The organism is Actinoplanes sp. CA-030573 (assembly GCF_050951115.1).
Lineage (GTDB): Bacteria > Actinomycetota > Actinomycetes > Mycobacteriales > Micromonosporaceae > Actinoplanes.
Window position 1 is genome coordinate 5591818 of sequence record NZ_CP192038.1, and the last position, 20820, is coordinate 5612637.

General features: G+C 72.0%; 17 protein-coding genes. 9 read left to right on the top strand and 8 right to left on the bottom strand.

Annotated features, from left to right (window positions below; translation table 11 throughout):
* Both ACQP2F_RS25890 and ACQP2F_RS25895 read right to left on the bottom strand, forming a co-directional pair.
* Positions 1 to 843 carry a carbohydrate ABC transporter permease gene (locus ACQP2F_RS25890; RefSeq protein ID WP_433291619.1) on the bottom strand — a complete coding sequence of 281 codons (843 nt, stop codon included), beginning with the start codon at positions 841 to 843 and terminating at the stop codon, positions 1 to 3.
* A gap of 77 nt (positions 844 to 920) precedes the next feature.
* Positions 921 to 2261: an extracellular solute-binding protein gene (locus tag ACQP2F_RS25895; RefSeq protein WP_433291621.1), complete on the bottom strand. Its 1341-nt coding sequence runs from the start codon at positions 2259 to 2261 to the stop codon at positions 921 to 923.
* A 296-nt stretch (positions 2262 to 2557) separates the two neighbouring features.
* Here ACQP2F_RS25895 and ACQP2F_RS25900 point away from each other — a divergent pair, with 296 nt between their 5' ends.
* Complete coding sequence (locus ACQP2F_RS25900) at positions 2558 to 4936, top strand: glycoside hydrolase family 3 N-terminal domain-containing protein (RefSeq protein ID WP_433291624.1); 2379 nt, start codon at positions 2558 to 2560, stop codon at positions 4934 to 4936.
* A gap of 246 nt (positions 4937 to 5182) precedes the next feature.
* Here the strand turns inward: ACQP2F_RS25900 and ACQP2F_RS25905 are convergent, their stop codons facing one another.
* Both ACQP2F_RS25905 and ACQP2F_RS25910 read right to left on the bottom strand, forming a co-directional pair.
* A complete protein-coding gene (locus tag ACQP2F_RS25905) occupies positions 5183 to 5974 on the bottom strand; it encodes an SDR family oxidoreductase (protein WP_433291626.1) in 792 nt (263 codons plus the stop codon).
* Between the two features lie 114 nt (positions 5975 to 6088).
* Positions 6089 to 6232 (bottom strand): hypothetical protein, encoded by a 144-nt coding sequence (locus ACQP2F_RS25910; protein WP_433291628.1) that lies wholly within the window; start codon positions 6230 to 6232, stop codon positions 6089 to 6091.
* Positions 6233 to 6401: 169 nt separating this feature from the next.
* Here ACQP2F_RS25910 and ACQP2F_RS25915 point away from each other — a divergent pair, with 169 nt between their 5' ends.
* A complete protein-coding gene (locus tag ACQP2F_RS25915) occupies positions 6402 to 6830 on the top strand; it encodes a Crp/Fnr family transcriptional regulator (protein WP_433291630.1) in 429 nt (142 codons plus the stop codon).
* Positions 6775 to 7767, top strand: coding sequence for a sensor histidine kinase (locus ACQP2F_RS25920; RefSeq protein ID WP_433291633.1), 993 nt, complete (start codon positions 6775 to 6777; stop codon positions 7765 to 7767). The genes ACQP2F_RS25915 and ACQP2F_RS25920 overlap by 56 nt, the downstream gene beginning before the upstream one ends.
* Here ACQP2F_RS25920 and ACQP2F_RS25925 read toward each other — a convergent pair.
* Positions 7739 to 9124, bottom strand: coding sequence for a PLP-dependent aminotransferase family protein (locus ACQP2F_RS25925; RefSeq protein WP_433291636.1), 1386 nt, complete (start codon positions 9122 to 9124; stop codon positions 7739 to 7741). The two genes, ACQP2F_RS25920 and ACQP2F_RS25925, sit on opposite strands and share 29 nt — an antisense overlap.
* 47 nt (positions 9125 to 9171) lie before the next feature.
* Here ACQP2F_RS25925 and ACQP2F_RS25930 point away from each other — a divergent pair, with 47 nt between their 5' ends.
* Positions 9172 to 10263 carry an MFS transporter gene (locus ACQP2F_RS25930; protein ID WP_433291639.1) on the top strand — a complete coding sequence of 364 codons (1092 nt, stop codon included), beginning with the start codon at positions 9172 to 9174 and terminating at the stop codon, positions 10261 to 10263.
* Here ACQP2F_RS25930 and ACQP2F_RS25935 read toward each other — a convergent pair.
* Together ACQP2F_RS25935 and ACQP2F_RS25940 are read right to left on the bottom strand one after the other, a co-directional pair.
* Positions 10260 to 10838, bottom strand: coding sequence for an RICIN domain-containing protein (locus ACQP2F_RS25935; protein ID WP_433291642.1), 579 nt, complete (start codon positions 10836 to 10838; stop codon positions 10260 to 10262). The two genes, ACQP2F_RS25930 and ACQP2F_RS25935, sit on opposite strands and share 4 nt — an antisense overlap.
* 98 nt (positions 10839 to 10936) lie before the next feature.
* Positions 10937 to 13480, bottom strand: coding sequence for a LuxR C-terminal-related transcriptional regulator (locus ACQP2F_RS25940; RefSeq protein ID WP_433291645.1), 2544 nt, complete (start codon positions 13478 to 13480; stop codon positions 10937 to 10939).
* A 187-nt stretch (positions 13481 to 13667) separates the two neighbouring features.
* Between ACQP2F_RS25940 and ACQP2F_RS25945 the strand changes: the two genes are divergently transcribed.
* Positions 13668 to 14522, top strand: a complete 855-nt coding sequence (locus ACQP2F_RS25945) for an alpha/beta hydrolase family protein (RefSeq protein WP_433291647.1) — start codon at positions 13668 to 13670, stop codon at positions 14520 to 14522.
* Here ACQP2F_RS25945 and ACQP2F_RS25950 read toward each other — a convergent pair.
* Positions 14495 to 15697: an FAD-dependent monooxygenase gene (locus tag ACQP2F_RS25950; protein ID WP_433291649.1), complete on the bottom strand. Its 1203-nt coding sequence runs from the start codon at positions 15695 to 15697 to the stop codon at positions 14495 to 14497. The genes ACQP2F_RS25945 and ACQP2F_RS25950 overlap by 28 nt on opposite strands.
* A gap of 384 nt (positions 15698 to 16081) precedes the next feature.
* Here ACQP2F_RS25950 and ACQP2F_RS25955 point away from each other — a divergent pair, with 384 nt between their 5' ends.
* From ACQP2F_RS25955 to ACQP2F_RS25970, 4 genes are read left to right on the top strand one after another with little or no spacing between them, the layout of a single operon-like run.
* The gene (locus tag ACQP2F_RS25955) at positions 16082 to 17254 is read left to right on the top strand and encodes a substrate-binding domain-containing protein (RefSeq protein ID WP_433291651.1); all 1173 of its coding nucleotides are present in this window, start codon (positions 16082 to 16084) and stop codon (positions 17252 to 17254) included.
* Positions 17254 to 18807 (top strand): sugar ABC transporter ATP-binding protein, encoded by a 1554-nt coding sequence (locus ACQP2F_RS25960; RefSeq protein ID WP_433291653.1) that lies wholly within the window; start codon positions 17254 to 17256, stop codon positions 18805 to 18807. The genes ACQP2F_RS25955 and ACQP2F_RS25960 overlap by 1 nt, the downstream gene beginning before the upstream one ends.
* Positions 18804 to 19775, top strand: a complete 972-nt coding sequence (locus ACQP2F_RS25965) for an ABC transporter permease (protein WP_433291656.1) — start codon at positions 18804 to 18806, stop codon at positions 19773 to 19775. Before ACQP2F_RS25960 ends, ACQP2F_RS25965 begins: the two co-directional genes overlap by 4 nt.
* Positions 19772 to 20809 carry an ABC transporter permease gene (locus ACQP2F_RS25970; protein ID WP_433291658.1) on the top strand — a complete coding sequence of 346 codons (1038 nt, stop codon included), beginning with the start codon at positions 19772 to 19774 and terminating at the stop codon, positions 20807 to 20809. Before ACQP2F_RS25965 ends, ACQP2F_RS25970 begins: the two co-directional genes overlap by 4 nt.
* The last annotated feature ends 11 nt before the right edge of the window (positions 20810 to 20820 follow it).

Sequence of the window (20820 nt, forward strand, 5' to 3'; positions counted from 1 at the left end):
TCAGACACCTTCCATCATGCTCTCGTCGCCGCGGCCGCCGAGGCGGCGCAGCAACTGCGCGAGCAGCAGACCGACCAGGACCAGGATCACGGCGATGGCGCTCGCCGGGCCCATGAGGTTCGCCATGAAGCCCTTCTGGTACATCTCCAGCGCCAGCGCACGGGTGGAGTCGCCGGGACCGCCACCGGTGAGCACGTAGATCAGGTCGAAGAAGGTCAGCGAGCCCACGACCATCAGCGTCGAGGACGTGATGATCGTGTACTTGATCTGGGGCAGCGTGATGCTGAAGAACTGCCGCACCCGGCCCGCTCCGTCGATCATGGACGCCTCGTACATGGACGTCGGGATCTGCCGGACCGCGCCTTGGTAGATCAAGGAGTGGAAGGGGATGTACTGCCAGGACACGACGAAGACCAGCACGCCCATGGCGAGCTGCGGGTCGCCGAGCCAGTCCTGCTTCAGGAAGTCGAGCCCGAAGCCGGCGCCGAGGCCGAAGTTCGGGTCGAGCAGCGCCTTGAACGTGATCGAGATGGCCGCCGAGGACAGCAGCAGGGGGATGAAGTACAGCACCGCGAGGACACCGCGGTACCTCTTGAACGCCGCCAGGAACACGCCGATCAGGATCGACAACGGCGTCTGCACCAGCCACGAGAGGATCATGATCTCGAACGTCACCCACAGCGCGTGCGGGAGACCGGGATCGGTCAGCTCGGCCTTCCAGCTGGTCAGTCCGGTGAAGTGGATGTCACCGATGCCGTCCCACGTGGTGAAGCTGAGCACGAACACACCGATGAGCGGGACGATCCCGAACACGGTGAACATCACCAGCGCCGGGACAGCCATCCATCCGACGGAGCCGCTCCGCCCGCCTTTGGCGGTCGTTGGCTCCTGCACGCGGGTGGCGGGCGGAGCGAGCGTCGTCATTTGCCGATGACCCCGTTCATGTTGTCGACCCACTGCTGCGGGGTGACCTGGAGCTGGAACAGCTTCGCGATGTTGTCGAGCAGCGTCTCGGCCGCGGTCGGGCTGAGCGCCTGGTCCCACGACTGGGCGAAGGTCTTGGCGTTCTGCGCGATCGCCGACATGTCCTTGAGGAACTGCGCGTCGTCGCCGGTGTAGAGGCTGTCCGCGTTCTTCAGGACCGGGACGCCGCCGGACTTGACCCAGCCCGCCTTCTCGTCGTCGTCCACCAGGGTAGTCGAGAAGAACTTCTTCGCCACGTCCTGCTCGGCGGCGCTCGCCTTGGAGGAGATCGACAGGTACTGGCCCGGGTTGCCGACGGTGTTGGTCGGGTCGCCCTTGCCGCCCTCGATCGGCGGGAAGTTCATCCAGCCCAGGCCGCCGGACTTGACGAAGTCGCCGCCGTTGGCCTTCTGGATGCCGTACGACCACGAGCCGTGCACCATCATCGCGGCCTTGCCGGTGTAGAGCAGGGCCTGGTCGGCGTTGGAGTCGGCGGTGATCGAGGAGAAGCCCTTGATGAAGGCGTTGCTCTTCACCAGGTCCTGCACCTTGGTCAGCATGTCCAGCACGGCCGGGTCGGACCAGGCGCCCGCCTTGCCCGCGAAGACGTTGTTGAACACGTCCGAGCCGGCGTTGCGGTCGAGCATGAACTCGAGCCACATCATGTTCGTCCACCGGGACTGGCCGGCGAGCGAGAACGGCGCGATGCCCTTGGCGTTGAACTTCGGGATCAGGTTGAGGATGTCGCCGTACGTCTTGGGCGGCTCGACCCCGACCTTCTCGAAGACCTTCTTGTTGTAGAACAGCACGATCGGCTGCACGGTCTCGACCGGCAGCGCGTAGATCTTGCCGTTGACCGTGGCGGCGCCGAACGACGACGGCAGGATCTTGTCCTTGACCGCGGCGTTCTGGCCGAGCCAGTCGGTGAGGTCGACGACCTGGTTGGCGTCGACGTACGACTTGAGGCCGCCACCGCCCCAGCCCCAGATCATCGTCGGGGCCTGGCCGGCGCCGATGGCGGTCTTGATCTTCTGCTTGTAGGCGTCGTTCTGGAAGAACGTGGGCGTGATCTTGGTGTCCGCGTTCGCCTTGTTGAACCGGTCGATCGCCGCCTGCCGGATCGGCTGGCCGGGCTCACCGGAGAGCGACCAGTAGCTGGCGCCGCCCTTCGAACCGCCACCACTGCTGCCGCCCTTGTCGGACGGGCCCGAACTGCCACAAGCCGCGAGGGCCGCAGCACCCGCAGCCCCCGCGGCTAGACCCAGAAAGTTGCGCCGGGAGAAGTTCCTATTGGTCACGCTGATCTCCGTACTCGAGCGCCGCGTCCTGCCGCGGCGAGTGGATCGTCGTGGGGATGGGGTTGCCGCCGTCACAAACACTGCAACTTTCGTGCAACGACCGCAAGTTAACGTGAGGTTTCGTTAACGTAGGGTTTCGGCTTGATCATGTCAAGGGTCTTGCTCTGGTCGCGCTCCCACGGCAAGAGTGGACCGAATTCGGGCCCCCTTGGTCACGCCTCGGCCGACCGATAATTCATGCTGTGAATGTACTGAAAGTTTCGGAACTTGTTGGATAACTTTTTAGGAGCAACGTCGTGACCGCAGAGCACCCGGCCAAGCCATGGCAGGACCCGCACCTACCCGTGGCGGAGCGCGTCGAGCTCTTGCTGGCCGCGATGACCGTCGAGGAGAAAGTAGCCCAACTCGGCAGCCGATGGGTGGGCAACGACATGCAGGAGGCGGAATCGGACGAACGACGCACCGATTCCGAAGAGACCCTGAACGTCGCCCCGATGCAGGACGTCTTCGCGGCCTCGGGCACGATCCCGCTGGCCGAGGCCAGCCGGAACGGCCTGGGCCACCTCACCCGGGTGTACGGGAGCGTGCCGCTGACCGTGGCCGAGGGCGCGGCCGAGGTGGTCCGCCAGCACCACGTCGTCCTGCAGGACTCGCGCCTGGGCGTGCCGGCGCTGGTCCACGAGGAGTGCCTGACCGGCTTCACCGCGTTCGGCGCGACCGTCTACCCGGCCGCGATCGCCTGGGGCGCCACTTTCGACCCCGAGCTGGTCGAGCGGATGGCCGCGCACATCGGGGGGGACATGGCGGCACTCGGCGTGCACCAGGGCCTCTCCCCCGTGCTCGACGTCGTGCGCGACTACCGGTGGGGACGGGTCGAGGAGACGATGGGCGAGGACCCGTACCTGGTCGCCCTGCTCGGCGCCGGATATGTCCGCGGCCTGCAGAGCGCCGGGGTGATCGCCACGCTGAAGCACTTCGCCGGTTACTCGGCCTCGCGCGGCGCCCGCAACCACGGACCGGTGCCGATGGGCCGCCGGGAGCTGATGGACGTCATCCTGCCGACGTTCGAGACCTCGGTGCGCGAGGCCGGGGCCGGCTCGGTGATGAACTCGTACTCGGACGTCGACGGCGTGCCCGCCGGTGCCGACTCCTGGCTGCTCACCGAGGTGCTGCGCGAGCAGTGGGGCTTCGCCGGCACGGTGGTCAGCGACTACTGGGCGGTGCCGTTCCTGACCACCATGCACCGGATAGCCGCCGACATGGACGACGCCGGCGCGCAGGCGCTCGAGGCCGGCATCGACGTCGAGCTGCCCGACACGCTGGGCTTCGGCGAGGGCCTGATCGGCCGGGTGCCGGAGGAGCTGATCGACCGTGCGGCCCGCCGCCTGCTGACCCAGAAGGCCGAGCTGGGCCTGCTCGACGCGGACTGGACGCCGGAGAAGTCGGTCGCCGGGGCCGGCCAGGTCGACCTCGACTCGGCCGCGAACCGGGCGCTGGCCCGGGAGATGGCGGAGAAGTCGGTGATCCTGCTCGACGCCGGATCGGCCCTGCCGCTGGACCCGGCGCTGCGGAAGGTGGCGGTGGTCGGTCCGTGCGCCGCCGACCCGCGTACGTTCATGGGCTGTTACGCCTTCCCCAACCACGTGCTGCCCCGCTACCCCTCGCACGGCCTGGGCATCGAGGTGCCGACCGCGGTCGAGGCGCTGCGGTCCGAGCTGGGCACGGCCGAGATCCGGTACGAGAAGGGCTGCGACGTCATCGGCGGCGACCGGTCGGGCTTCGCGGCCGCCGTCGACGCCGCCCGGGAGGCGGAGGTCTGCGTGGCGATGGTCGGCGACCTGGCCGGCCTCTTCGGCCACGGCACCTCGGGCGAGGGCTGCGACGCCGACGAGCTGCGCCTGCCCGGCCTGCAGGGCGACCTGCTGAAGGAGCTGCTGGCGACCGGCACCCCGGTGGTGATCGTGGTCGTCTCCGGCCGGCCGTACGCGCTGGGCGAGGTGGCCGGCGACGCGGCGGCGCTGGTGCAGGCGTTCATGCCGGGCGAGGAGGGCGGCGCCGCGATCGCCGGCGTGCTCTCCGGCCGGGTGCAGCCGGGAGCCAAGCTGCCGGTGCAGATCCCGCGGACGCCCGGCGGCCAGCCCGGCACCTACCTCCAGCCGCCGCTGGGCGCCGAGAACAGCGGCGTCAGCAACCTCGACCCGACCCCGCTGTTCCCGTTCGGCCACGGCCGCTCGTACACCACGTTCGAGGTCGACGACCTGCGGATCAGCGACGAGACGGTGCCGACCGACGGCGAGTTCACGGTGACCGTGCGGGTGCGCAACACCGGCGAGCGGGCCGGCGACGAGGTCGTCCAGCTCTACCTGCACGACGTGGTCGCCTCGGTGACCCGCCCGGTCAAGCAGCTCACCGGCTTCGCCCGGGTGCCGCTGGAGCCGGGCGAGGCCAAGGACGTGCGCTTCCGCGTGCACACCGACCGCACCGCCTTCACCGGCCGTGACCTGCGCCGGATCGTCGAGCCCGGCGCGCTGGAGATCATGGTCGGCACGTCGGCCGAGGACCTGCCCTGCCGGGGTGCGGTCACGCTGACCGGCCCGGTGCGGGAGACCGGCCTCCGCCGGGTGCTGCTCACCCCGGTCGAGATCGAGAAGGCCCTGGAGGTGGGCCGGCCCTGAGACCTCGGGCTTCCCGGCACCGTCCGCCGGGAAGCCCGAACTTTTCCCGAACTCTGCCCGTTCGGTCGTCGGCGGCTGCCCGATTCCACAGGGATCGGGCGGCCGCCGCGGTCTGTTAGCGGTCCACCCCGGTTTCCTGGGTGAGGGCCGCTAGCCTTCCCCACCCCGTTCAGTGGGTGGGGTGAGAAAAGCACCCGGGTACGACAATTCTGCTGGACTGTCCACAGGCGGCTTTCCGGGGCTGTCCTACCGGGTCAGGCCGTGGCGGCGGTGGGTGAGCTTCTCGGCGACCGACTGCGGGACGATCCGTCGCAGGGTGAAGGCCATCGGGGCGTTGCTGCCGACGGCGTACCGCTGCTTGGGTCTCGGGGTTTCGATCGCCTTGACGATGACCTCGGCGACGCGCCCGGGACCGATGCCGGCCCGCTCGTTGCGGTCGAGCGCGGCGAGCATGGTCTCGAAGTCGCGACGATGCGGGGAGCCGGGCGCGAGGTACTTCGTCCGGCGCTCGCTGATGCCGGTGTTGATCGAGCCGGGCTCGACCGTGGTGATCCAGACGCCGAACGGCGAGTACTCGTGGCGGGCACCGCTCGCGAACCCCTTGAGCGCCGCCTTGGTCGCGACGTAGGAGGAGCGGTACGCCAGCGGGAAGCTCGCCAGCATCGACCCGACCATGACGACCCGCCCGTAGCCGCGTTCGCGCATGCCGGGCAGGAGCAGCTGGCTCAGCCGCACCGGCCCCAGCACGTTGACCTGGAACAGCCGGCTCAGCGCGTCGGCCGGCAGCTCCTCGAACGGCCCGGACTGGCTCTCCCCCGCGTTGTTGACCAGCACGTCGATGTCGCCGGCGGCCGCGGCCAGCTCCTCGATCGACGCCGTCTCGGCGAGGTCGAGCGGGAGGAACTCCACACCCTCGACCTTCTGCCCGTCCGGGTCGCGGCTCGTGCCCAGCACCCGGTAGCCGCGCGCGGCCAGCGCCGATGCCGTCGCCCGCCCGATCCCGGAGGAGGCGCCGGTGACCAGCGCGGTCCGTGTCATGGCTGCACGATAGCGGCCCGTCCCGGCATGCCCGGGCACTCCTCCCGGCCCGGCCGGGACGACGGGCTCATCCGGCCCGGGCGCCCTCCGGCCGGCCATCGATCTCACAGCGCGTCAGCGCGAGACGAAGGAGCCGACCATGCCGACGTTGAAGCAGTACTGGGGCCCGGCCGCGAGGACAACTTCGTCACCCCCACCCCGGAAGGCGACCGCGACGCCGCGGCCGCGGGCTGCTACACGCACCGCATGATCACGCACGGCGTGATGCTGCGCGGCGGACACATCGACGCCACCACGCGGACGCTCACCCGAACCTGGTCGGCCTGGTCGCGTGCGACCCCGTCACGGAGCTGGCGGGCAACGCGACACCCAAGGCCGTCAAGAAGGCCCTCAACCCCTGAGACACCGCTGACATCCGGGAGTGAGCATGCGTACCGACCGAAGCACCTTGGACTCCGCGTTCGAAGCCGCCGGCGATCGGCGGAGGCTCGGCGACGGTCAGGAGCTCTACGGCGAGGGCAGCGCGCCCGGCGAGGTCTTCCTCGTGCGGGACGGGCGGCTCGTGCTTTACCGCGGCGGGCCGGACGGCGGCGACGTCCGGGTCGGCGGGAAGCGCCCCGGCGATCTGGTCGGCGAGGCGGCCGCGCTCGACGACTACCCCGGACGGTCTCGGCCCGTGCAAGCGGCGCGGTCACCGTCGACACGCTGCCGGCCGGCGTGTTCCGCGACCTCCTCGAGCGCGATTCGAGCGCCTGCTACGAGGTGGCGCTGCGGCTGGCGCGCACCCTGCGGAGGCGGCCGTGCTCATCGCGGTGGGACTGACGCCCGTGCAGATCTGGCTGCGCCGAGCGTGTGACCGGCTCGTCTACGGGCGCCGCGCGGACCCCGTCGCGGCCGTCCGGGATCTCGGCGGCGGCGTCGCCTCGGCCGGCGACGCCGATCTGCTGCCCTGGGCACTGGGCAGCGTCGCGGCCTCGACCGGCGCGCAAGGAGCGGCGGTACGCGGACCGGACGGCACGGTGATCGCCGCCGTCGGCCGCCGTCCCGCCCGCTACCAGATCGGCGCGCTGCGGTACGGCGGCCGTGACCTCGGCATGCTGTGGCTGGCCACCTGGTATCCGGCCCCGCCCGCCCGCGGCCGGGCCGAGCTCGCCCTCCACCGGGCCCTGGTCGCGCAGGTCGCGGTCGTGCTGCGGGCCACCCGGATCACCGCCGAGCTGTCGGCCGAGCGGGACCGCTTGGTCGAGGCCGTGAGCGACGAACGCCGTCGACTGCGCGCGAACCTGAAAGGCGGGCTGGCGACGTTGCTCGATCGCATCGACCAGGGCCTCCGCATGGCCGCGATGTCCGATCCGGACACCGTCCACCTGAACCGTGCCCGCGAGGCGGCCACGCTGGCCGCCCGGGTGCGCGGTGGTCCGCTGCCGGCCCTGCCGTCCGAGGTCGAGATCGCCGTCTACCGGATCGTCACCGAGGCGATGACCAACGCCGCCCGCCACGCCGACGCGGACCGGATCGAGGTCTCGGTCACCGGAAGCGGCCGGGCACTGATGATCAGTGTCGCCGACGACGGGCACGGTTTCCGTGACGAGCGGGTGGGTGTCGGACTCGCCGGCATGATGAGCCGCGCGCTGGCGATCGGTGGGCACGTCGAGATCGTCTCGGGTGGGGCCGGCACCACGGTCACCGCCGAGCTTCCGTTGCCAGGAGACACGGGCGCCGCGGACGATCGTGGCCGCGACAGCGGGACGGTGAGTTCGCGATCTAGCGCAGCAGGTCGGCGATCGCGGTGATGCCGGCGGTGACGGCCGGGGCGGGGGTGTTGCCGAAGCCGAACACCAGCTGCGGCGGGCCGGGCGAAACCCGGTACTCCGACATGCCGTAGACGCCGACCCGGCGGGTGCGCGCCTCCTCGATGACCGCGGGCTCGGTGACGCCGGGCGGCAGATCGACGACCGCGTGGAAGCCGGCGGCCAGGCCGGACAGTGGCACGTCGCCGAGCGCCGCGATCAGGGCGTCGCGCCGGGCCGAGTAGACCGAACGCATGCGGCGCAGGTGCCGGTCGTACCGGCCGGACTCGATGAGGGCGGCCAGCGCGAGCTGGTCGATGCCGGACGAGCCGCGGTCGGCCACCAGCTTGGCCTCGACCACGTCGTCGATCAGGTCGACCGGGACGACGGCCCAGCCCAGGCGCAGGGCGGGCGCCAGCGACTTGCTCACCGTGCCGATCGCGGCCACGCGGTCGGGCGCCAGCCCCTGGAGGGCGCCGACCGGGTCGCGGTCGTAGCGGAACTCGGCGTCGTAGTCGTCCTCGACGATCAGGGCATCCCGCTCGCGCGCCCAAGCCAGCAGGGCATGCCGCCGCGACGGATCCATCACGACCCCGGTCGGCCACTGGTGCGCGGGCGTCACGATAACGACCCGCGCCCCGGTCCGGTCGAGAAGAGCGACATCAAGTCCGAGGCCATCCACGCGTACGGGCAAAGCCTCCATCCCCGCGCCGGTGGCCGCCGCCCGCGCCGTCCGCACCGCGCCCGGATCCTCGAAGGCCACGGTCGTGTGCCCGCGACCGGCGAGCACCCGCAGGATCAGCCCCAGACCCTGGGCATAGCCCGTGCAGACCACGACCTGATCCGCGTACGCGTCGATCGACCGCACCCGCCGCAGGTAGGACGCCAGGATCTCGCGCAGCCGGGGTTGGCCCTCGGCCGGGCCGTAGTCGAAGGCGCTGTTGGGCGCGGACCGGCAGACCTGGCCGACCGCCCACGCCCAGTCCCGCCGCGGGGCGCCGCGCAGATCGGGCACGCCCGACGCGAAGTCGGCGATCAGCGGCGCCGGTCGCGGCGGCCGGGGCCGTACCGGCGCCGGGGTCTTGGAAGCGGACATCGCCACCCGCGTGGCCGAGCCGACGTGCGCGGTCAGGTAACCCTCGGCCTGCAGCTGGGCGTAGCAGTCCTGGACCAGGCCGCGGGAGAGGCCGAGATGGGCGGCCAGCGCCCGCGAGGACGGCAGGCGCTCCCCCGCCGTGAGCCGGCCGTCCCGGATCGCCGCCCGCAAGTGGTGCTCGACCTGGGCGCGCAGCGGGGTGCCCGAGGCGCGATCGAGCGTGAGAAGCAGCTGCGGCCCCCAACCGGACCACTCGATAGCCATGAAATCGGACCATAGCAGTGAGCCACTTGCCGCCTAGCGTCGACCGCATGAAGGCTGCCGCACTCGCCCCGATCGCCGGCTCGTCGCTCGGCTTCTACCTGCCGCTCGCCGTGGTGCCGCTGTTCGCCCACGCGTCCTCGGCCGGGCTCGCCACCGGCGCGTTCCTGGTCGCGACCGTCCTGTTCGAGCTGGTGACCCCGCGCATCGTGGCCCGGCTCGGCTACCGGCTGACCCTGGCCGCCGGGCTGGTCCTTCTCGGTGCGCCCGCGCTGCTGTTCCTGCGCTACGACGCGCCCGCCCTGATCGTGGCGGTCAACGCCGTGCGGGGCATCGGCTTCGCGATCGCGACCGTCGCCGGCGGCGCGCTGACCGCCTCGATGGTCTCGGCGAGCCGGCGCGGCCAGGGCGTCGCGCTGATCGGCGTGGTCAGCGGGGTCTGCTCGCTGGTCGCGATGCCGCTGGGCATGTGGCTGGCCGGGCGGTACGGCTTCGGGCTGGTCTTCGCGCTGACCGCGGCCGCGCCGACGGCCGCCCTGCTCGCCCTGCCGTCGCTGCCGCGGACCGCCCCGCCGCCGTCCGGGGAACGGCACGCGCTGCGGCCGGTCGTCCGCCCCGCCGTCGTCTTCGCCGCCTGCACGTCCGCGGCCGGCGTCATGGTCACGTTCCTGCCGCTGGCCGTCTCCGGCGCCCAGGCGTCGATCGCGCTGCTGGTCCAGCCCGCGGTCGCGACCGCCTTCCGCTGGCTGGCGGGCCGGATCGGCGACCGTCGCGGCCAGGCCCGCCTGCTGATCCCCGGCATGCTGCTGTCGGTCGCCGGCATGGGCGCGCTGGCCCTGGTCGGCTCGCCCACCGCGGTCCTCGCCGGGTCGGCCGTCTTCGGCGCCGGCTTCGGCATCCTGCAGAACGCCACCCTGACCATGATGTACGCGAGCGTGCCGCTCTCCGCGTACAGCGGCGTGAGCGCGATCTGGAACGCCGCCTACGACCTGGGCATGGCGGTCGGCGCGATCGGCGTCGGGCTGGTCGTCTCGTCGACCGGCTTCCCGCTCGCGTTCCTGCTGACGGCCGCGGCCATGGTCCCGGCGCTCGCCCTGTGCGGCCGGCGACCGGCCGAGGTTCCGGAGCTGCTCGCGGCCTAGTAGATCTCGAGCTGGGCCCACATGTTGCTGCCCGGGCTGTCACAGTCGTACTGCAGGAGCGCGGATCCGTTGGTCTTGCCCTGGTTCTTGACCGTGAGGCAGCGGCCGCTCTTCAGGTTCTTGATCTTGTAGTACCCGTCGATGAAATACCCGCGGCCGGCCACCGTGATCGGGATGAGGCCACCGCCGAGACTGTGCCACTCGTAGGTCCACCGCTCGTTGGTGCCGGTGTTGCAGGTGTACTGGATGATCGCGGCGTTGTTGGTGGTCACCGCGTTCTTGACGGTGAGGCATTTCCGGCTGGCCGCGTTGAAGGTCCAGTAGTCGCTGTTGCTGACCGGGGTCTCGTTGTTCCACTTCTGGTCGTCGAGGCCGAGACAGTCCCAGATCACCATCGTGGTGTTGTCGCTCATGCTGGTGCCCGGGTCGGCGAGGCACTTCTTCGAGCTCATGTCGAGCAGCCAGTAGGGACCGTAGATCTCCCCGGCGGCCCGCGCCGGCGACTGCGCGAGAATGACGGAGACGACGACCATGATGGACGCCATGACGGCGTGAAGTGCGCGCTTGCGGACCATGGCTCGCTCCCCCGAATCATCCCTCTACTGTGGATTGCGGGGAGGCTACCGGTGTGGTCGCCGGCCGCGCAAACCGGCCGGCCGGCCGGCCGAGCGGCTCAGCCGGTCAGGAAGCGGGCCAGCTCGGTGCGGGAGCGGACGCCGAGGCGGGCGAAGACGTTGCGCAGGTGGTGGTCGACCGTGCGGGGGCTCAGGTGCAGCTGCTGGGCCACCTCGCGGTTGGTGGCGCCCTCGGCGACCAGGCCGGCGATGCGCTCCTGCTGAGCGGTGAGCGGCGGGCCGGCCGGCGGGGCGACGGGGGCCCGTTCCCCGGCGGCGCGGAGCTCGAGGGCGGCCTGTTCGGCCCAGGGTGACGCGTCCAGCCGGTGGAAGGTCTCGACCGCCTCGCGCAGGTGCTCGCGGGCTTCCCGATGATGCCGGCGGCGGCGGAGGTGACGGCCGTAGAGCAGGGCGGTGTGCGCGCGGGCGAAGCCGGGCTCGTGGCGGCGCAGGGCTTCCCGGAAGTGGTCGTCGGCATCGTGGAGGTCGGTGCTGCGCAGGGCCCGGCAGCGGGCGCGCATGGCCAGCCAGGGCGGCTCGGCGGTATTGCCCGCCCAGAGGTCGAAGCCGGCGGCCATCGCGGTCAGCTCGGCGGCATCGTGGCCGGAGGTGGTGGCGGTCGGCGGGGCGCCGGCGATCGCCTCGAGCAGGTGGGGGATCACGGCGACGCGCAGGATGGCGGAACCGCGGCCGGGCGGGGACTCGACCAGGGCGGCCAGCCGGGCGGCGGCCGGGGCCGGGCGGCCCTCCACCAGGTCGAGCAGGGCGTAGGCCCAGGCTGCCAGGTCGCGGGTCTCGTCGGTGCGGGCGGTGGCGGCCCGGCAGCGCTGCTCGCCGGTGGGGCGGTCGCCGACCAGGGCGGCCAGGACCGCGAGCAGGGCCAGGTGGGTGTCGGCGAGGTCCAGGCGGCACGCGCGGCGGGCGGCGGCGGCGCCGTCCAATGCGGCCTCGGTCGCGGCCTCGTAGCGACCGGCGGCCAGCTCGGCGTAGGCGGCCGCCTCCAGCGCGGCGGGGACCAGGGCGTGGGCGCCGGTCTGGCCGGCCCGGGCGGCGGCGCGCCGGGCCAGGGCGCCGCCGCGGCGGTCCCGGCCGACCAGGATGGCGGCCATCGCGGCCGCGGTCAGCAGGTTCGGGTCGTCGACCCGGTCGGCCAGGGCGAGCACGGCGCGGAAGTGGGCGAACGCCCCGGCCTGGTCGCCGCTCATCAGGTCGGCCAGGCCGCGCACCTGCCGGAAGGCCAGGTCATCCTCCATCGCCGGCAGGGTCGCGACCAGCGCGGCGTACCGGCCGGGGTCGCCCGCCCGGCAGCAGGCTTCGCCCGCCGGCAGCAGGGCCTCCAGCGCGCCGGGCACGTCGGCCGGCAGCAGCTCCGCGGCCACGTCGAGCAGGGTGTCGCGGGCGTTGAGCGGGTCGCCGCGCAGGGTCAGCTCGGCGGTCAGTCCCCGGGCCCGGGCGCGGACGGTGGCGGTCGCGGGGACGGCGCCCAGGCGGAGCAGCAGCGGGGTGGCCTGGTGCGACTGGCCGGCGGTCGCGAACTGGCGGGCGGCCGCCAGGAGCAGGGGCGCCGGGGCGGCGCCGAGCTCCGACGCGTACCGGAAAGCGAGCGCGGAGAGCTCGGGCGCGGCACCCGGCGTCGCCGCGACCAGCTCGCGAGCAAGTGCGTGGTCGGTGGTCGTGGTGGTGGCCGCGCGGTGCAGGAGCGACGGGAGGCCGGACATGGTCGCGGCGAGGACTAGATGGGCCGCCTGGCGCTCGGCGATCGGGGCGTCGTGGTAGGTCACGTCGCGGGCGGCGGCCGGGAGGAACTGGACCGCGCCGCCGGAGATCCGGATCAGGCCGAGACGCTCGGCGGGGGCGAAGACGGCCAAGTCGACGGGCAGGGCCGACAGGCCGGGGCCGGGTGGGGCGGCGGCCAGCAGCAGGGCCGACCGGGTCGCCGGTGGCAGCGCGGCGAGGCGCGCGCGCAGGTGATCACCGAGGGCGCTGCCGCGCGGCACGCACGGCGGCAGGGGCTCGAAGCCACGACGCTGGGCGGGCGTCAGCTCGCCGGCGATGGCCAGCAGCGCGGACGGGTTGCCGGCGGCCATCCGCACCACCGCGGCGGCCGCGTCACCGGCGAGATCGGGCGGCAGCAGCGCGTGGGCCCGGTCGTCCGGAAGTGGCAGTCTGCGCAGCTCGGGCAGGCCGGCGGCGAACCCGGGCGGACCCGACGCGACGATCGCCACCGGCAGGCCGCCGACGCGGCGGGCGGCCAGGCGCACCAGGCTCCAGGACTGCGGGTCGAGCTGGTCGGCGTCGTCGAGCAGCCAGAGCAGCGGCCGCTGGGCGCTCGCCCGGCGCAGCGCGTCGACCAGCGCCATCCCGGCCTTCAGCGGACATGAGCCGGGATCGACCGGCAGCGCGAGACGATCCATTCCCCCGTACGGGATGAAGCTCTCGTCGTGGAACCCGGGCGCGCGCCAGATCGCCCAGCCGCCCGCGCGCGCCTCGGCCGACCGCAGCACCGTGGTGCGGCCGGAGCCGGGCTCGCCGGTCACGATCAGCGCGCCGCCCCGCCCGCCGGCCGCCGCCCGCAGCAGGTCGTCCAGCACAGGTTCTTGCACTGCCGGTGCATCAACCATACCGGCGAGTCTCGCGCCGGTCGCGGCCCGGACGGAAGTCACTTTTCGCGTGCTGCTATTTCGCGCTTGTTACGGAGACCGGCAATTTCGCCGATGCGTGCTTCTCCGGAACGCCCGAACACTGTCGGACATCTATCCCCCAACCTCGGGAGAGTCCCCGGTGACAACGATGATTCGCCGATTCCTGGCGGCCGCGGCCGCCGCCGCCCTGCTGTCGGTGGCGCCGGCGACGGCCGCGCACGCCGCCGACAACCCGGATCAGCGCGGCCCGGCGCCGACATTGGCCGCACTCGATGCCTCCCGCGGGCCTTACGCGGTCTCGCAGACGTCCGTCCCGGCGCTGGTGAGCGGCTTCGGCGGCGGCACCGTTTACTACCCGACCACGACCGCCGACGGGACGTTCGGGGCGGTCGCGATCTCGCCCGGCTTCACCGCCACCTGGTCGAGCATCGCCTGGCTGGGCCCGCGGATCGCCTCGCACGGCTTCGTCGTGATCGGCATCGAGACCAACACCCTCTACGACCAGCCGGCCCAGCGCGGTGACGAGCTGCTGGCCGCCCTGAGCTACCTGACCACGCAGAGCTCGGTGCGCTCCCGCGTCGACGCGTCGCGCCTGGCCGTGGCCGGCCACTCGATGGGCGGCGGCGGGACCCTGGAGGCGGCGAAGGACCGGCCGTCGCTGCGGGCGGCCGTGCCGCTGGCGCCCTGGGACACCGACAAGTCGTGGACCGACATCCGGGTGCCGACGCTGATCGTCGGCGGCGAGTCGGACACGATCGCCCCGGTGGCGTCGCATGCGATCCCGTTCTACAACACCATTCCGGCGTCGTCGGAGAAGGCCTATCTCGAGCTGAACAACGCGAGCCACTTCTTCCCGCAGACGGTGAACACCCTGACCGGGCGGCTCGCGGTGGCGTGGCTGAAGCGTTTCGTCGACAACGACACCCGCTACGACCAGTTCATCTGCCCGGGACCGACCGGGTCGAGCGTCAGCGACTACCGGAACACCTGTCCGCTCTCCTGAGGATCCGCCGCCCGGGTGGCGTCGTACGAGTAGATCGACTCCACGATCGGGGCGGACAGGTTCGTGCCGCCCCGGGCGAGCGCCTCGTCGCGGGCCTTCTGGGCGTCGCCGTCGGGCAGGTGGAAACGGATCTTGTTCTCCGCCGACATCGCCTGGATGCGGGACGTCCGCGGCCGGCGCAGGGCCTCGTAGCGGCGCAGCGCCCCGGCCGGATCGCCGGCGCCGGCCAGACAGCCGGCCAGGACCGCGCCGTCCTCGATGGCCTGCGCGGCGCCCTGGGCCATGAACGGCAGCATCGGATGACAGGCGTCGCCGAGCAGGGTGACCCGGTTGCGCGACCAGCGCGGCAGCGGCAGCCGGTCGAAAAGCGCCCAGATGTACGTCTGGTCGATCGCGCCCAGGATCTGGTGGATCTGCGGGTGCCAGCCGTCGAAGGCGGCCCGCGCCGCGGCCACGTCGGCGCGGTCGGTCCAGGACTCACGGGTCCAGCTGTCCTGCTCGACGATCGCCACGAAGTTCAGGAAGCGGCCGCCGCCCACGAAGTAGTGGATGAAATGCCGGCCGGGTCCCAGCCAGAGCTGGGTGGTGACCGGCAGGCCGAGGTGGCGCACGCGCTCGGCCGGGATCAGGCCGCGGTACGCCACGCAGCCGGTGAACCGCGGCCGGGCCGCCCCGAACAGGGCGCCGTGCACGACCGAGTGGATGCCGTCGGCGCCGACCAGCACGTCGAGCTCGGCGGTCGAGCCGTCGGCGAAGGACGCGCGTACGCCGTCGCCGTGGTCGTCGAAGCCGGTCAGCCGGCGCCCGAGGTGGACCCGCCCGGCCGGGAGCGCGCCGGCCAGCGCGGCCAGCAGGTCGGGCCGGCGCATCTGGTAGTACGGGAAGCCGAAGTCGCGGGTCGGCGCGTCGAGCAGCACCCGGCCGTCGTCCCACCGGCGCTGCCACAGCGCCCGCGGCCGCACGCCGGTCCGGGCCAGCTCGCCGGCCAGGCCGAGGCCGTGCAGGATCCGGGTGGCGTTCGGGCTGACTTGCACGCCCGCGCCGATCTCGCCGAGGGCGGCCGCCCGCTCGTAGACGTGCGCGTCGAAGCCCGCCGCGACCAGCGACACCGCGGCGCTCAGGCCGCCGATGCCCCCGCCCGCGACGCCGACCCTGAGCCCTCCCCGCGGCGCCATGGGACGAGCCTACGGCGGACGCCGGCCGGCGCGGGCCCCGCCGCATCGGCTCGAGGATGACGACCGCCGATGCGCCGGTTCGCTGAGATCGTTCACAACGATGATCTTCGTGACCGGTGGACGATCACGTGATCGGAAACCTCGCGGATACATCATGGACACCGTCCTCCACCTCCGGAAACGCTGTCAAGAGGCAGTTTTTCCACGTCAGGACGAGGGCGGGTCAATGTCACGAACGCGTAACGCCGGTGTAGTGAGACCTTGACAGCGCGTGCGCGGCGCACGCATGTTTGCGTTCACAATTTTGCCCGCCAACGGCATCACGCGGCGGTCGCCCCCCGCTCCCCCGGGTCTTCTCTCACCCAGCGCAAAGGACGATTTCGCATGAAGGCACGTCGCAGGATCGCCGTCGCGGCCACGGCCGCCACGGCGGCGGCTCTACTCACCGCTTGCAGCACCGGCAGCAACAACTCGGGCTCGTCGTCGTCCGGCGGCGACGCGTCGGCGGCCCCGGTCTCCACCACGCTCGGCGCGGCCACCAACGGCGTCCCGGCCGCGATCACCGCGGCCGGCGGCACCGAGCTGCTCACCACCCCCAAGCCGGAGGGTGTCTCGGCCCAGTACGGGCCCGTCTGCAAGGGCTCCGACCTCGGCATCGGCAAGATCGACTTCAAGACCGACACGATCGGCTGGGCGCAGTCGGAGAAGGAGGCGAACCCGTTCCGCATCGCCTCCACCAAGTCGCAGGTGGAGGCGGCCAAGGCCAAGGGCTGGAAGCTGCTCACCACGAACGCGCAGTCGAACGTGCAGCAGGAGAACAGCGACATCAAGGGCATGATCGACAAGGGCGCGAAGGCGATCATCTTCTCGCCGATCAACTCGACCGGCCTCGGCGACGCCATCGCGTACGCCAAGCAGAAGAAGGTCGCGATGATCCCGGTCGACCGCAACATCACCGGGGTGAAGGGCTGCCAGGAAGTCGGTCCCCAGCTCGGCAGCGACTTCGTGGAGCAGGGCCGGCGCGCGGCCGACGCGATGATCAAGGCGACCGGCGGCAAGGCCAAGCTGGCCATCCTGCTCGGCGCGTCCGGCGTCAACGTGACCGACGACCGCACCGCGGGCTTCCTCGACCAGCTCAAGGCCAAGAACGCCTCGGGCATCGAGGTCATCTTCCAGCAGACCGCCGACTTCACCCGGGAGAAGGGCAAGAGCGTCACCGAGACGCTGCTGCGCGCCCACCCGGACGTCAACGCGATCTACGCCGAGAACGACGAGATGGGCCTGGGCGCGCTGGCCGCGCTCGACGACGCCGGCAAGTCCGGGACCGACAAGGTGCACATCGTCTCGATCGACGGCACCAAGGGCGCCGTGCAGGCGATCGTCGACGGCAACTTCGACGCCGTGATCGAGTCGAACCCGGCGTTCGGCCCGGCCTCGCAGGCGGCGCTCGAGGCGTACGTGAACGGCGACGGCGCCCCGGCGGTCACCATCACCACCGACAACCAGTACGACAGCTCCAACGCCGCCGAGGCCCTCAGCTCGGGCAAGGCCTACTGATGACCACGCCGGTGTTGGCGGTCACGTCGGCAAGCAAACGGTTTGCCGGAGTTCGTGCCCTCGAGGACGTCTCGATCGAGCTGCACGCGGGCTCGGTGCACGCGCTGGTCGGCGAGAACGGGGCCGGCAAGTCGACGCTGATCAAGCTGATCACCGGCGTGTATCAGCTGGACAGCGGAACGGTACGGCTGCGGGGCGAGGAAGTGGCCTTCGCTTCGCCCCGCAGCGCCCAGCAGGCCGGGATCGCCACCATCTACCAGGAGGTGCACCTCGCCCCGCAGCTGAGCGTCGCCCGCAACTTCTTCCTCGGCCGGGAGCCGACCCGCCTCGGGTCGCTCGACCTCAAGCGGATGAACCGCGAGTCGGCCGAGGCGCTGCGGCGCTACGGGATCGTGGCCGACGTGAAGCGGCCGCTCGGCGAGCTCGGCCTCGGCATCCAGCAGATGGTCGCGATCGCCCGCGCGGTCGAGACCGACGCCAGTGTCGTGATCATGGACGAGCCGACGTCGTCGCTCGAGCCGCGCGAGGTCGACCTGCTGCTCGACCTGGTCGGGCAGCTCAAGGCCAAGGGCGTGGCGATCGTCTACGTGTCGCACAAGCTCGACGAGGTCTTCCGGGCCTGCGACACGATCACCGTGCTGCGCGACGGCAAGCTCGTCTCGACCGGTCCCACCTCCGAGCTCACCCGGCGGCAGCTGATCGCCCGGATGCTCGGGCGGGACGCGGCCGAGCTCGAGGAGGAGGGCCTCACCCGGCTCGGCCGGCGCGAGATCGCCGACGCCGAGCCGGTGCTCAGGGCCGAGAACATGAACCGGCGGCTGATCCTCGAGGACGTCTCGGTCGTCGTGCGCCCGGGCGAGGTGGTCGGCCTGGCCGGCCTGCTCGGCTCGGGGCGCAGCGAGACCGCCAAGGCGATCTTCGGTGCCCTGCCGCTGGACTCGGGTGACATCAGCGTGGACGGCAAGGCGCTGACCCACCAGACGCCCGCCTCCCGGATCCGGGAGCGGGTGGCGATGCTTCCCGAGGACCGCAAGGCCGAGGGGATCATCCCGGACATGTCGATCCGGGACAACATCGGGCTGGCCGCGCTGCCGCAGCTGACGAAGTCGGGCCTGGTCTCGCGCAAGCGGGTGGACGACATCGTCAGGACCTTCATGACCCGGCTGCGGATCAAGGCGGCCGGCCCGAACCAGAAGGTGTCCGAGCTCTCCGGCGGCAACCAGCAGAAGGTGCTGCTGGCCCGGCTGCTCTGCCTCAACCCGCGGGTGCTGCTGCTGGACGAGCCGACCCGGGGCATCGACGTCGGGGCCAAGGCCGAGGTGCAGGCCCTGATCGCGGAGCTGGCCGAGAAGGGGATGGCGGTCGTGCTCATCTCCAGCGAGCTCGAGGAGGTGGTCGAGGGGTCGGACGCGGTGGTGGTGCTGCGCGACGGCGCCCAGCTCGGCCGGCTCGTCGGCGACGACATCAGTGAGGACAAGATCATGGACCTGATCGCCGACGCCGCGTCGGAGCAGATCGAGGCCGCGGTCCCGGCCGAGGCGGCCGGCAAGTGACCACCCTGGCCGTCAACCTCAGAGACCGCACGGCGCTCAGCGCCTGGGCCCGTGAGCACGGCGTGTACCTGGCCCTGCTCGTGCTGATCGTCTACAACGCGATCGCCACCCCCAACTTCCTCACGGTGGACACCGTGCAGCTGTTGTTCTCGCAGGTGCCGCCGGTGATCATCGTGTCGCTGGGGATGGCCCTGGTGATCGGGACCGGCGGCGTCGACCTCTCGGTCGGCGCCACCATGGCGATCGCCAGCGCGGTGCTGGCCAAGTTCGTGGTCGGCGTGGGCGCGCCGATCGGCGTCGCGATGGCCGCGGCGGTCGTGGCCGGCCTGCTGGTCGGCGTCTTCAACGGCCTGGTCGTCGCGTTCGCCCGGGTGCAGCCGATCGTCGCCACGCTCGGCGTGCTGGTGGCCGGCCGGGGCATCGCGCTGGTCATCACCGGCGGGGCGCTCGTCGAGCTCTTCGTGCCCTTCTTCAAGGACGTGCGGCTCGGCAAGTTCCTCGGCATCCCGTACGTGATGATCGTCGCGGCCCTGCTCGCGGTGGCCATCGCGTTCGTGGTCCGCCGCACCGCCTTCGGGTACCGCCTGCTCGCCATCGGCGGCAACCGCCGGGCCAGCGTGCTCGCCGGCCTGCCGGTGCGCCGCACCCTGATCGTGGTCTACACGATCTCCGGCACGCTCGCGGCGGTGGCCGGCGTCATCGCCACCGCCCGGCTGCGCGCCTCCGACCCGTCCTACATCGGCCTGCTGATGGAGCTGTCGGCGATCACCGCGGTGGTGGTCGGCGGCACGTCGCTCAACGGCGGCCGGGTCCGCATCCTCGGCACCGTGGCCGGCGCGATCCTCCTGCAGATGCTGGAGACCACGCTGGTGTCGCACAACGCGCCCGACTCGGTGGCCCGGATGGTCGAAGCCGTGATCATCATCGCCGCCGTCTACATCCAGCGACCGGCAAGGAGCTCCAGGTGACACCCGCCGTGACGACCGAACCACCGGTGGCCGTCGCCGCCGACCACGGCGGCCGCGAGGCCGCCCGCGCCCGGGCCCGGGCCCTGACCTCGCTGATCTCCCGCAACGGCGCGGTCGCCGTGCTGATCATCGTGGTGGTGCTGGGCACGCTGCTCGTGCCCTCGTTCGGCAAGCCCGACAACCTGCGCAACGTGGCCCTCGCCGCGTCGTTCATCGGGATCATCGCGGCCGGCATGACGTTCGTGATCATCAGCGGCGGCATCGACCTCTCGGTCGGCTCCACCTACGCGCTCGCGACGATCATCAGCGCCATGTACGCCCCCCGCGGCTCGTTCATCGCGGTCACCTACGCGCTGGTCGCGGCCGGGGTGGTGGGCCTGGTCCAAGGGCTGATCATCGCGCGGCTGCGGCTGCCCGCGTTCATCGTGACCCTGGCCGGCCTCACCGGCGTCCGCGGCCTGGTCTTCTACATCACGCACGAGGGCAACGACCACCCGCGGATCGAGGGCCGCCTGGCGTTCGAGGCGCTCGGCACCGGCTCGCTCGCGACCATCGGCACCCCCGTCTGGATCATGCTGGCGGTCTTCGCGATCGGATGGTGGGCGCTCAACCGGACCCCATTTGGGCAGTCCGTTCAGGCAGTGGGTGGTAACCAGAACGCGGCCGAGCTGATGGGCTTGCCCGTCAAGCGCACGCAGACCATCGTGTATGTCGTGAGCGGCCTGTGTGCCGGCCTCTCCGGCATTCTCACCACGGCGCTCTCCGGCGGAGGCCAGGAGGCGCGGATCGGCGACGCTTACGAGCTGTCGGCGATCGCGGCCGTGGTGATCGGCGGGACGCTGCTCTCGGGCGGCGTCGGGTCGATGGTCGGCACGCTGGCCGGTGTCCTGCTGCTGTTCGTCATCCAGAACCTGATCGTGCAGGGCGCGAACCTCAACTCGTACGTGCAGCAGGTCGTCTCCGGCGGGTTCCTGCTGGTCGTGGTGATCCTCCAGGCGGTGCTGAGCCGCAGGACCAACTCGGCCGACACATGAGCCCTGGCAAC